The organism is Flavobacterium sp. WV_118_3, from assembly GCF_039778605.1.
GTDB lineage: Bacteria > Bacteroidota > Bacteroidia > Flavobacteriales > Flavobacteriaceae > Flavobacterium.
The window spans coordinates 3,424,182-3,436,083 of sequence record NZ_CP156060.1 but is presented as its reverse complement, the minus strand read 5'-3'; the positions used below and the strand labels follow the sequence as shown (position 1 = coordinate 3,436,083).

Below are 11,902 nucleotides of genomic sequence, written 5' to 3'. Positions count from 1 at the left end.
GTTTTCGAAAACCTGTCAGGTGTAAAAATAAAAAGCCCCACTTTTACAAGTGGGGCTTTTCTTTATGGCTATCATTGTATTAGTCAGCTAAAACAATAATTTTATTGTCATTCATTTCTACTGTTCCGGAATTAATCGGCAACCAGTAGGTTTGCTCGTTAACTTTGTTGAATTTAGATGCAAATTCTTTTGCGATCTTCACTCCAGGGCCAACGATTTTCACATTTCCTTTACCTAATAAAGAAACGATTGGCGCGTGGTTATTCAACATCTGAAACTCACCATTTACACCCGGAACGGCTACCGAAGTAACTTCTCCTTTGAATAAAGTGGCTTCCGGTGAAACTATTTCTACAATCATATTTTCTATTAATTGATATTACGCAATTGAGCTTTTCAATTGAACGAATTATGCTTCTGCCAACATTTTTTGTCCGGCTTCGATAGCATCTTCGATAGTACCTTTCAAGTTGAATGCAGCTTCCGGCAGGTGATCTAATTCACCATCAATAATCATGTTGAAACCTTTGATTGTATCTTTAATATCTACCAATACACCTGGGATACCTGTAAACTGTTCTGCCACGTGGAAAGGTTGTGACAAGAAACGTTGTACACGACGTGCTCTTGATACTGCTAATTTATCTTCTTCAGACAACTCTTCCATACCTAAGATCGCGATGATATCCTGTAATTGTTTGTATTTTTGTAAGATCTCTTTTACTCTTTGAGCACAGTTATAGTGGTCATCACCTAAGATTTGTGGCGTAAGGATACGAGAAGTAGAATCCAATGGATCTACAGCAGGATAAATACCTAACTCCGCAATTTTACGAGACAATACAGTAGTTGCATCTAAGTGGGCAAAGGTTGTAGCCGGAGCCGGATCCGTTAAGTCATCCGCAGGAACGTAAACCGCCTGTACTGAAGTAATGGAACCATTTTTAGTAGATGTAATACGCTCTTGCATCGCACCCATTTCAGTAGCCAATGTTGGTTGGTAACCTACCGCAGATGGCATACGACCTAAAAGTGCAGACACCTCAGAACCAGCCTGTGTAAAACGGAAGATATTATCTACGAAGAATAATACGTCTTTCCCCTGACCTTCACCAGCACCATCACGGAAATATTCAGCGATAGAAAGACCTGATAAAGCTACACGAGCACGAGCTCCTGGTGGCTCATTCATCTGTCCGAATACGAAAGTCGCTTTCGACTCTCTCATACCCGGTTTGTCTACTTTGGATAAATCCCATCCTCCATTTTCCATAGAGTGCATGAAATCGTCACCATATTTAATAATTCCTGACTCCAACATCTCACGAAGTAAGTCATTTCCTTCACGTGTTCTTTCTCCTACTCCAGCGAATACAGAAAGACCACCGTGACCTTTTGCAATATTGTTAATCAACTCCTGGATCAATACGGTTTTACCAACACCGGCACCACCAAACAAACCAATTTTTCCTCCTTTTGCATAAGGCTCGATCAAATCGATTACTTTGATTCCGGTAAATAAAACTTCTGATGACGTTGATAAATCTTCAAATTTTGGAGCCTGACGGTGGATCGGTAATCCGTTTTCACCTTCTTTTGGTAAATCTCCAAGACCGTCAATAGCATCTCCGATTACATTAAATAAACGACCATAAATATCTTTTCCAATTGGCATTTGAATCGGAGCTCCAGAAGCAACAACTTCTTGACCTCTGCTTAATCCATCGGTAGAATCCATGGAGATAGTACGAACAGTATCTTCACCGATGTGAGACTGTACTTCAAGTACTAATTTTGAACCATCATTTTTAGTGATTTCTAATGAATCATAAATCTTTGGAAGTTCGGCATTTTGTGTGTTGAATACTACGTCAACCACAGGTCCGATAATCTGTGCAACTTTTCCTATTCCTTTAGACATTGCTTATGTATTTATTAAACAGCTATTTACGTTTCTTGAAAAAACCTCTTTTTTCAGAGCGCAAAGATAGTTTTTTATATGCTAATTACGCAATTTAATTTTTGAATTTTTATAATAAAAAAGCGAATTCCGAAAAATCCGCTTTTATAATTTACTCTACCGTAACTGATTTTGCCAGATTCCTTGGCTGGTCGACATTACAATTGCGCAATACTGCAATATGATACGACAACAACTGCAACGGAATGGTAGCCAATAGTGGCGTTAATGCCTCAGCGGTATCCGGAACTTCGATAACATGATCGGCTAATTCCTTAACCTGCGTATCTCCTTTCGTTACCACAGCGATGATTTTCCCGCTACGCGCTTTGATTTCCTGGATATTACTCACCACTTTATCATAATGATTTTGTTTTGGTGCAATAACCACCACTGGCATCTGCTCATCGATAAGCGCGATAGGCCCGTGTTTCATTTCGGCAGCCGGATATCCTTCTGCGTGGATATACGATATCTCTTTTAACTTTAACGCACCTTCCAGGGCTACCGGGAAATTATACCCTCTTCCCAGGTACAAACAGTTTGGTGCATCTTTATAGATTTCGGCAATTGTTTTTGCCATATCATTTGTTGTCAAGGCCTCTTCCACTTTTTCCGGGATCAACTCCAACTCCAACAAATAGCGTTGGTAATCGGAATTATTCATCGTCCCTTTTGCTTTTGCCAAGCGCAATGCAATTAATGTCAGAATAGTAATCTGCGTTGTAAAAGCTTTTGTAGAAGCTACTCCGATTTCCGGTCCGGCATGCGTATAGGCTCCGGCGTGCGTTTCACGGGAAATAGACGACCCCACCACATTACACACTCCAAAAACAAAAGCACCTTTTTCTTTCGCCAGTTTGATCGCCGCCAAAGTATCGGCCGTTTCACCGGATTGCGAGATAGCAATTACCACATCGTTCGGATAGATGATTGGATTGCGGTAACGGAACTCCGAAGCATATTCTACTTCTACCGGGATTCGCGCAAACTCTTCCAACACATATTCTGCTACAAGACCGGCATGCCAAGAGGTTCCACAAGCTACGATCAGGATTCTGTTCGCGTTCAGGAATTTTTCAAGATTATCCTCAACACCAGCCATCTGGATAATCCCTTTATTTGCCAATAGACGCCCTCTGTAGGTATCTTTAATTACGCTCGGTTGCTCATAAATCTCCTTTAACATAAAGTGATCATAACCACCTTTTTCAATCTGCTCCAGGTTCATTTGCAACTCCTGAATATACGGATCCACTAATGAATCGTCTTTAATTTTACGAACCTTCATCGGTTTGTCCAGACGAATAATAGCCATTTCCTCATCTTCCAGGTAAATCGCATTACTGGTATATTCGATAAAAGGAGAGGCATCGGAAGCGATAAAATATTCATCTTCTCCAATACCAATTGCCAACGGGCTACCCAAACGGGCTACCACAATTTCATTTGGTTTTTTCTTATCAAAAACAGCAATAGCATAAGCTCCCACTACCTGGTTAAGCGCTTTTTGAACCGCTTTCCCCAATTTCAGGTTTTCCTGTTTTTGCACATCTTCAATCAGATTCACCAACACTTCCGTATCGGTATCCGATTTAAAAACATATCCTCTATTAATTAATTCTTTTTTAAGCGGCTCATAATTCTCAATGATACCATTGTGAATAATCACAAGATCCCCTGAATTAGAAACATGCGGATGCGAGTTTACATCATTCGGCACACCATGAGTCGCCCAACGGGTATGCCCCATTCCGATTGTACCAGTAGTTGTTATTTCTGCCGCTACACGCGCTTCTAAATCCGTAACCTTACCTTTGGTTTTCGACAGTTTTAAATCTTCACCATCCCACAACACCACACCGGCACTGTCATACCCTCTATATTCCAGTCTTTTAAGACCTTTTATAATCACAGGATAAGCTTCTCTGTGACCCACATAACCTACAATACCACACATAAATTATTCTTTCGGTTTAGTATAATAAATTTCTAATTTTAATCTTTTATCCACATCGGCACTATTCGTTCCGTGCAACACTGTCCCCAATGGATTAATTACCGAAGCAACAGGCAGAAACTTCACATTATAAGAAGCTCCGGCAGGCGACATCGGATCGGACATCACGAAAGGATTTTTAAAATAAGCACTTTTCACATTATTGATATCCTCTGTTACTACCAATCCTACCCGTACATTGGAAGAATCCTTCTTGATCAGATTATTAACATACTGCGTCAATCGCAGTTTGTATTTGATTGCTTTTTTATCGCCGCTTGTTTCACGCTCCACGAGCCCACCAATCACCAGTTTACTCATTTTAGGATAATAGGAATTGGTTGTCCCATCGTAGTTATAATCGGCCAACACCTTATTATTCTTCATATCATACAAATAAATACGCTGCGGTTCGTAAGTTACATTTTGCATTGTCGGTTTGTCGACATAAAAAGTAAGATTTGCCTCATTGATCAACCATTTATTCGTTGCAACCTTCGCGCGAAGATCTTCCAACTCGGTTTTATTAAACAAATCGATATACGAAAAAGCCCCCTGACCCCCTTTTAAATACAGGCGATCTTCTCCGGATTCTGTTGGTAGCGCAAAGCTATTTTCCAAAAAGTTAACCGTTGTTCCGGTAAGATTCAACACAATCGATTTTCGCACGCGCGAAGTCGATCCGGTAGACGCATCGGCTTTATAACGGATATTAATTTTTGCTTTCGAAAAATCAAGCATTGCCATACAGGTTTGATCCGAAATACCTTCCACCTGAAAATACAACCCTCTGAAATACTCTTTAAATGCATTATTATTCAACAACTTATCGGAAGAAGCATTTAAAATTTTATTTTGGAAAAATGTTTTATTTAAATCCAGCCACATACCCGGAGTATACCGTTCCAGAATCACCCGATTACCAATATCGCTATTATCAATAATCTGTCCGGCTGAATTCAAATAATTCCCGGCAGCATCCATTTTATACAGAATTGTTTCCAGATTATTCAAGTAAAACGCTTCATTCTGATTTGGTGGCCCATCATTCAACTGTAAAGTACCTCTGTTATTCTCCACCAGATTTTTCTCATCGGAAAAATACTTTTGAGCATCTCCGCCGTTAGACGGATCAAACGTTCGCAATTGGTATTTTGACTCGTAAACTTTTAATTTAAACTTATTATCCTTTCCGTAAACCGAATCCAACTCGTACAAACGCACGCCATTATCATCCGTTCCGGTTTGTGTGGCAAAATACGGCACATATACCCAAACCGAATCGATCACAGGATTATCTCCGATAGTTGGAGCTGCAGAAGCCAATTGTACTTCGGACACGAAATGCGCTTTGGTTTCTCCGAAAGTGGTATTATTCATTACCCCCAAAAGATTTACCGGCAGGTTGTTGGTCTGCACACCACCCGTAGCTTTATTATAAGCTTCCAGCGTTTGCCCCACATACTTCTCCAAAGTATAGTTTTCCTCTCCAACCAGATCGGAACCGACAGTATTAAAATCCTTATCGCAGGAGAACAACAAAACCGCTGTAAAAGACAGGAGTATTTTTTGTAATAATGAAATCCTATTCATATTTTTTATCAGATCAAAGTAATGATTATATAACTTGATTTTTATAGAAATTAGTATATGCTTCTGCAAAAGCATCTTTCGGCACGAAAGGTAAAAAAGGTTTACCCGATGTTTCTATAAATTTTGTTAAACTTGGAGACAGCTCCTCAGAGGCAATAATCACGGCATCCGAATGCAGAATACTGGCTTTCATAATATTTTCGTAGTTCGGAATTTCCAGGTCGGTAATCGACGCATCCGGAATTTCGTCAAACGCTACTTTTTTCATCATTTCCGGATCCAGTGTTCCGTCGAACGACTGCGCATAAACAGATGTTACGATCTTAGTATCGGCAAAAAGCGCCTCATCTTTATAGTAGTGCTTCATATAAACCGGAAGCATACCTGCTAACCAGCCGTGCACATGGATAATATCCGGCACCCAGTTTAATTTTTTAACGGTTTCCACTACTCCTTTTGCAAAAAAGATGGAACGTTCGTCATTATCCGGATACAACACACCATCCTCATCCGAGAAAGTTGCTTTGCGTTTAAAGTATTCATCGTTATCGATAAAATAAACCTGAATACGCTCTTTTGGTATAGAAGCGACTTTAATAATTAGCGGCATATCCATATCATTCACCACCAAATTCATCCCTGACAAGCGGATAACCTCATGCAATTGGTGCCTGCGCTCATTGATATTCCCATATCGAGGCATAAAAATTCTGATTTGTCCTCCTTGATCATTGATCATTTTTGGCACGTCGTACGACATTAAAGAAACCTCATTTTCAGCTAAATAAGGCACCACTTCAGATGATACATACAATATCCTCTTATCATTCATTGCATTAAATTTTATTTATTGGATATAAAAAACATGCAAAATTACAAAATTTTATGCAGTTGTTTGACAAAATAGTAATTTTGCACCCAATTTAAATCCAAAGCAAATGTTTGTTTTTGCCAAAAAAGCAGATTTAGCGCAACATTTAGCGCAAATCGGCATATCCAAAAAAACGATTGGGCTTGTTCCTACCATGGGTGCATTACATCAGGGCCATCTTTCCCTGCTGCAAAAATCCTGTTCCGAAAATCAGATTACGGTTATCAGCATATTTGTAAACCCAACACAATTCAACAATTCGGAAGATCTTGAAAAATACCCACGCCATGTAGACCGCGACATCGAAAAAATTCGTACGGTATCGGACGACATTATTGTTTTTGCTCCAACCGTAGACGATATTTACGAAGGGAACACCACTGCTTCCACATTTGAATATGATGGTTTGGAATTTCAGATGGAAGGCGCACACCGCCCAGGTCATTTTGACGGCGTTGGAACGATTGTAAAAAAACTGTTTGAAATTGTACAGCCAACGAATGCTTATTTTGGCGAAAAAGACTTCCAACAACTTCAGATTGTAAAGAAACTGGTCGAAAAACACCATATTCCGGTAAACGTAATCGGCTGCCCGATACACCGTGAAGCAAACGGACTGGCGATGAGTTCCCGAAATGAGCGTTTGAGTAGCGAAGCCAGAGAAGAAGCCTCCCTGATTTACAAAACGCTATTGGAAGCCAAACAAAAATTCAGCACCCAATCAACCCAGGATATTATTGATTATGTTACCCATACCTTTGCCCAATATCCTGCCTTTGAGTTGGAATATTTTGAGATTGCAGACGAAGCGACCTTATTATCGGCCACACACAAAAACAGCACTAAAAAATACCGCGGCTTTATTGCGGTTTACATAAACAATATCCGATTGATTGACAATATTGCACTAAATTAATTACCTTTGCACCATGCAAATTCAAGTTGTTAAATCCAAAATTCACCGTGTAAAGGTGACTGGAGCCGATCTAAACTACATCGGAAGCATTACGATTGACGTCGCTTTGATGGAAGCTTCCAATATTTTCGAAGGAGAAAAAGTCTCCATTGTAAACATCAACAACGGGGAACGTCTGGAAACTTACGCCATTCCCGGACCACGTAACAGTGGTGAAATAACCCTAAACGGCCCTGCAGCACGAAAGGTTCACAAAGGCGATATTATCATTATCATTTCATACGGAATTATTGACATGGAAAAAGCCAAAGACTTCAAACCGTCTATTATTTTCCCGAATGAAAATGACAATACCCTAACATAATCATCCTTTTGAAAGAGAAATTAAAAAAAACCACAGGCATTCTACTCCCACTTTTGTTGGGAGTTTTTTTAGTGTATTATGCCTATAATAAATTTACACCCGAACAGCTGGACGAAATGAAAAGCTATTTCCGGAATGCGAATTACAACTACATTCTGATTTCAACGTTTTTCTCATTGGTAAGCCTTTTAGCAAGGGGCTACCGTTGGCGCTACAGTTTGGAGCACATGGGATATTTCTCTCCTTTTAAAACCAATTTGGCCGCGGTTTGCATCGGTTACCTGATGAACCTTACCATTCCGAGATCGGGAGAAGTATCCCGCGCACTGATTGTTAAAAAATACAAAGATGTCCCTTTCGACAAGGCCTTCGGATCCATTATTGCCGAACGGGTAATCGACCTGGTTATACTGTTAGCCCTAATGTTCACGGCACTTTTATTACAATTTGACAACCTAAAAACCTTTCTGGAGCAAAAAATCCCGGTTCATAAACTAATCCTGATCGGTGCTTCCGGTGTCGGTATTCTTATTGCTTTAACACTGGTATTTTTGTATTCCAAATGGCGACCGGTTGTGCTTGTCAAACAAAAAATATCCGGATTAATCGAAGGTGTTCTAAGTGTATTCCAAATGCCGCACAAATGGGCTTTTCTATTCTATACGGCTGTGATCTGGATCGGTTACGTACTCACCTTTTACTTTGCTGTTTTTGCTATTAAAGAAACCAGCACGATCAGTTTTGGCGTAGTCGTTACCGCTTTTGTAGTAGGAAGCCTTGCTATCAGCTTTACCAATGGTGGTTTTGGTGCTTTTCCATTATTGATTTCCGAGATTTTACTACTGTATTCGGTACCCGAAACGGCCGGTACGACTTTTGGCTGGATCTTATGGACATCACAAACCGGGCTGATCATTTTGATGGGATTGCTTTCCTTTTTGTTATTACCGCTTTTACATCGAAATAAATAATTTTTGTTATCTTGCTTCTCTATTCCAAAACTACGAGAAACTACTAACAAACATGAAACAAACGCTATTCCTCCTGGCAACATTTTTGCTGAGTCACACCCTGTTTTCCCAAAGAACCGTTGAAGCTTTCAACTCCGAAAAACTGAAGGAAATCCGGGAAATTACCATTATTACACCCGACAATTACGAGAGCAATAAAGACAAAAAATACCCCTTACTACTCGTATTGGACGGCGAGTATCTAACCAACCCTTTTTACGGTGTTTTTTCCTACGGTGCTTATTGGGACGACCTACCCGAAGTAATCATTGTTGCCATTAATCAGAATAAAAACAACGAAAGAGAACACGACAGTTCTTATGATGAAGGCGGATTACCGAATGAACAAGGAGCCAAATTTTTCGAATTTATCGGTGCGGAATTACTTCCCTATGTTGAAAAAAAATACCGTGTCGCACCATTTCGGATGATTGCCGGATTGGACACAACAGCCGGTTTTTTAAACTTTTTCTTATATAAAGACAACCCGATTTTCAACGCTTATATTTCGTTAAGTCCGGAATTTGCACCGGAGATGGAAAACCGAATTCCGGAGCGTCTTGCTGCGATTCAAAAACCGCTTTTCTATTATCAGGCGACTTCCGATGGTGATCTGAAAAAAATTCAGACCAAAATGAAAGCATTAGACGAAAAAGCAAAAGCCGTTACCAACAGCAATCTAAAATACCGTTTTGATGAATTTAAAGGGCTATCCCACTATTCGCTTGTAACCTTTGCTATTCCGAATGCAGCCTATCATATTTTTGACGGCTACCAACCGATTTCGACGATTGAATTTCAGGAAAAAATCGCCAAATTACCAACCGGTCATACGCAATATTTGATTGACAAATACAACAACCTGGAAAAAAAATTAGGATACAAGCCAACAATCCGTTTAAACGATTTTAAAGCCATTGAAGCGGCGATCCTTAAAAATAAAAACTACGAAGAACTATTAACGCTTTCGGAAGTGGCCAAAAAGAACTACCCGAAAAGCATGATCAGCGAATACGAAAAAGGCTTGTATTACGAAAACACCAACGATAACAAAAAAGCCTACAAAGCCTATATGAGTGCCTTTAATCAGGAACCTATTGGCGACCTTACCAAAGACGGTATGCTGGAAAGAGCCGATGCCGTAAAATCGAGATAACAATTACAAAAAGAGCATACATCCGAAATGGCGATCAAATTAAAAACAACCTTCTTCTGTCAGAGCTGCGGCACACAATATTCTAAATGGCAAGGCCAATGTAATGCCTGTAAAGAATGGAATACCATAGTCGAAGAAGTCATCCAGAAAGAAGAAAAGGTTGCCTGGAAAGCCAGTTCCACTGAAGTTAAAAAAGCGGCTAAGCCTTTAAAAATAAATGAAATCGATTCAGCCGAGGAAATCCGAATGGACACTACCGACGGTGAACTCAACCGTGTATTGGGCGGCGGACTGGTTCCCGGTTCGCTTACCCTTTTAGGTGGTGAACCCGGCATTGGAAAGAGTACGCTATTATTACAAATTTCCCTAAAACTTCCCTACAAAACCTTATATGTTTCGGGCGAGGAAAGTCAGAAGCAGATAAAAATGCGTGCCGAACGGATTACGACCAATAGCGACAATTGTTATATCCTGACGGAAACCAAAACGCAAAACATTTTCAGGCAAATCGAAACCATCGAACCCGAAATTGTGATCATCGATTCTATTCAAACGCTTCATACCGATTATATCGAATCATCGGCCGGAAGTATTTCCCAGATCCGGGAATGCACCGCCGAATTGATCAAATATGCAAAAGAAACCAATGTTCCGGTCATCCTTATCGGACACATCACCAAAGACGGAAACATCGCCGGCCCAAAGATTTTGGAACACATGGTCGATACCGTTTTACAATTTGAAGGCGACCGAAATCACGTATACCGTATTCTGCGATCGCTAAAAAACCGTTTTGGCTCTACGGCCGAATTGGGTATTTACGAAATGCAAGGCAGCGGACTACGCGAAGTTGCGAATCCCTCGGAAATCCTGATTTCGCACAAGGAAGAAGAATTATCCGGAACTGCTATTGCCACCACACTCGAAGGAATGCGCCCGTTGATGATCGAAATCCAGGCCTTGGTCAGCACGGCCGTATACGGAACACCACAACGCAGCACGACCGGGTATAACGCCAAACGATTAAATATGATCTTAGCCGTACTGGAAAAACGTGCCGGATTCCGATTGGGCGCCAAAGACGTTTTCCTAAATGTAACCGGTGGTATTTCGGTAGACGATCCTGCGATCGATTTAGCGGTTGTAGCGGCCATATTATCTTCAAACGAAGATATTCCGGTGGGCAAAGATTATTGTTTCGCGGGAGAAGTCGGACTTTCCGGAGAAATCCGTCCCGTAAACCGTGTGGAACAACGGATACAGGAAGCCGAGAAATTAGGTTTCGGAACAATATTCGTTTCCAAATACAATAAAGTAGCGGTTAAGAACACCGTAATTAACGTTAAAATGGTCTCAAAAATTGAAGATGTGGTTAGTGAATTGTTTGGGTAAAAAGTATTATTACGGACTTATTGTCTGTCTGTTTGTGCTTGTTGGTTGTCAGAACGAAAAGCACCAAACCACCTATGGAAAAATACGGATTACAGACGCTTCCCATTTTGAAATGGCTAAAACCAGTCCGTTTTTCACCATACAGGAAAACAGCAACAACAACATCACTGGTTTTGGAAATATACTGATCCTAAAAAAAATAAATCCCAATTGCATTCAAATTGAAAACGTATTAAACGATGGCTATTCCGGGCAAAGTATCACATTTACTATTGATTCGACCCTAACGATTGTTACAGCCAAATACAGTAGTTGGACGGATACACAGGATGGCTCAAAAGAGTATTACACCATAGACCAACTTAGCACCAAACTCAGTAAAAACCCATTTCTGGAAGGCTATGAAAAACTGGAAGGCGAATTTGAAGTCAAAGTAACAGCCACGCGCTATCCATCGGAATTTTACAAATTCCCGTTGCAACACAGAAAAGTTTTTTTCGGACGTTTCCGATCCTAGTCAAGACGATTCGCACTTTTGTTTTTTCCACGAAAAAAACACGAATCGAAACATCGCAAGCGTAAAATGCTTTTTGTACCGGCAAAACCTTGCATATTAACATTTTCTTCTACTTTATTTTTAG

Annotated in this window: 11 protein-coding genes; 6 read left to right on the top strand and 5 right to left on the bottom strand. The window is 40.3% G+C overall.

Annotated features, from left to right (window positions below; translation table 11 throughout):
* Positions 1–79 precede the first annotated feature (79 nt).
* The 5 genes from ABFU83_RS16085 to ABFU83_RS16065 all read right to left on the bottom strand — a co-directional run bounded on the left by ABFU83_RS16085 (position 80) and on the right by ABFU83_RS16065 (position 6,384).
* Positions 80–361 carry a F0F1 ATP synthase subunit epsilon gene (locus ABFU83_RS16085; RefSeq protein WP_347067409.1) on the bottom strand — a complete coding sequence of 94 codons (282 nt, stop codon included), beginning with the start codon at positions 359–361 and terminating at the stop codon, positions 80–82.
* Positions 362–409: 48 nt separating this feature from the next.
* Positions 410–1,921 (bottom strand): F0F1 ATP synthase subunit beta, encoded by a 1,512-nt coding sequence (gene atpD, locus ABFU83_RS16080; protein WP_136404130.1) that lies wholly within the window; start codon positions 1,919–1,921, stop codon positions 410–412.
* 151 nt (positions 1,922–2,072) lie between these two features.
* Positions 2,073–3,920, bottom strand: coding sequence for a glutamine--fructose-6-phosphate transaminase (isomerizing) (gene glmS, locus ABFU83_RS16075; RefSeq protein ID WP_347067406.1), 1,848 nt, complete (start codon positions 3,918–3,920; stop codon positions 2,073–2,075).
* A 3-nt stretch (positions 3,921–3,923) separates the two neighbouring features.
* Positions 3,924–5,552, bottom strand: coding sequence for a DUF4270 domain-containing protein (locus tag ABFU83_RS16070; protein ID WP_347067405.1), 1,629 nt, complete (start codon positions 5,550–5,552; stop codon positions 3,924–3,926).
* Positions 5,553–5,577: 25 nt separating this feature from the next.
* A complete protein-coding gene (locus ABFU83_RS16065; RefSeq protein WP_347067403.1) occupies positions 5,578–6,384 on the bottom strand; it encodes a glycogen/starch synthase in 807 nt (268 codons plus the stop codon).
* Between the two features lie 106 nt (positions 6,385–6,490).
* On the opposite strand from ABFU83_RS16065, the gene panC reads away from it, so the two are divergent.
* Genes panC through ABFU83_RS16035 form a run of 6 tightly spaced genes read left to right on the top strand, consistent with a single transcriptional unit; the run spans position 6,491 to position 11,778 of the window.
* Positions 6,491–7,339, top strand: coding sequence for a pantoate--beta-alanine ligase (panC, locus tag ABFU83_RS16060; protein ID WP_347067401.1), 849 nt, complete (start codon positions 6,491–6,493; stop codon positions 7,337–7,339).
* Between the two features lie 13 nt (positions 7,340–7,352).
* Positions 7,353–7,703 (top strand): aspartate 1-decarboxylase, encoded by a 351-nt coding sequence (panD, locus tag ABFU83_RS16055; protein ID WP_136404125.1) that lies wholly within the window; start codon positions 7,353–7,355, stop codon positions 7,701–7,703.
* 8 nt (positions 7,704–7,711) lie between these two features.
* A complete protein-coding gene (locus ABFU83_RS16050; RefSeq protein ID WP_347067399.1) occupies positions 7,712–8,674 on the top strand; it encodes a lysylphosphatidylglycerol synthase transmembrane domain-containing protein in 963 nt (320 codons plus the stop codon).
* 52 nt (positions 8,675–8,726) lie between these two features.
* A complete protein-coding gene (locus ABFU83_RS16045; protein WP_347067397.1) occupies positions 8,727–9,869 on the top strand; it encodes an alpha/beta hydrolase-fold protein in 1,143 nt (380 codons plus the stop codon).
* Between the two features lie 27 nt (positions 9,870–9,896).
* On the top strand, positions 9,897–11,261 hold the full coding sequence (radA, locus tag ABFU83_RS16040) for a DNA repair protein RadA (RefSeq protein WP_347067395.1): 1,365 nt from the start codon (positions 9,897–9,899) through the stop codon (positions 11,259–11,261).
* Entirely contained in the window at positions 11,236–11,778 is a 543-nt protein-coding gene (locus tag ABFU83_RS16035; protein ID WP_347067394.1) for a hypothetical protein, read from the top strand. Before radA ends, ABFU83_RS16035 begins: the two co-directional genes overlap by 26 nt.
* Positions 11,779–11,902: the final 124 nt, after the last annotated feature.

What these genes read in the sequence shown, in the direction of transcription:
- radA (WP_347067395.1), top strand. Translation starts at nt 9,897, where the DNA reads ATGGCGATCAAATTAAAAACAACCTTCTTCTGTCAGAGCTGCGGCACA.
- atpD (WP_136404130.1), bottom strand. Translation starts at nt 1,921, where the DNA reads ATGTCTAAAGGAATAGGAAAAGTTGCACAGATTATCGGACCTGTGGTT.
- ABFU83_RS16070 (WP_347067405.1), bottom strand. Translation starts at nt 5,552, where the DNA reads ATGAATAGGATTTCATTATTACAAAAAATACTCCTGTCTTTTACAGCG.
- ABFU83_RS16065 (WP_347067403.1), bottom strand. Translation starts at nt 6,384, where the DNA reads ATGAATGATAAGAGGATATTGTATGTATCATCTGAAGTGGTGCCTTAT.
- ABFU83_RS16035 (WP_347067394.1), top strand. Translation starts at nt 11,236, where the DNA reads ATGTGGTTAGTGAATTGTTTGGGTAAAAAGTATTATTACGGACTTATT.
- ABFU83_RS16085 (WP_347067409.1), bottom strand. Translation starts at nt 361, where the DNA reads ATGATTGTAGAAATAGTTTCACCGGAAGCCACTTTATTCAAAGGAGAA.
- glmS (WP_347067406.1), bottom strand. Translation starts at nt 3,920, where the DNA reads ATGTGTGGTATTGTAGGTTATGTGGGTCACAGAGAAGCTTATCCTGTG.
- panD (WP_136404125.1), top strand. Translation starts at nt 7,353, where the DNA reads ATGCAAATTCAAGTTGTTAAATCCAAAATTCACCGTGTAAAGGTGACT.
- ABFU83_RS16045 (WP_347067397.1), top strand. Translation starts at nt 8,727, where the DNA reads ATGAAACAAACGCTATTCCTCCTGGCAACATTTTTGCTGAGTCACACC.
- panC (WP_347067401.1), top strand. Translation starts at nt 6,491, where the DNA reads ATGTTTGTTTTTGCCAAAAAAGCAGATTTAGCGCAACATTTAGCGCAA.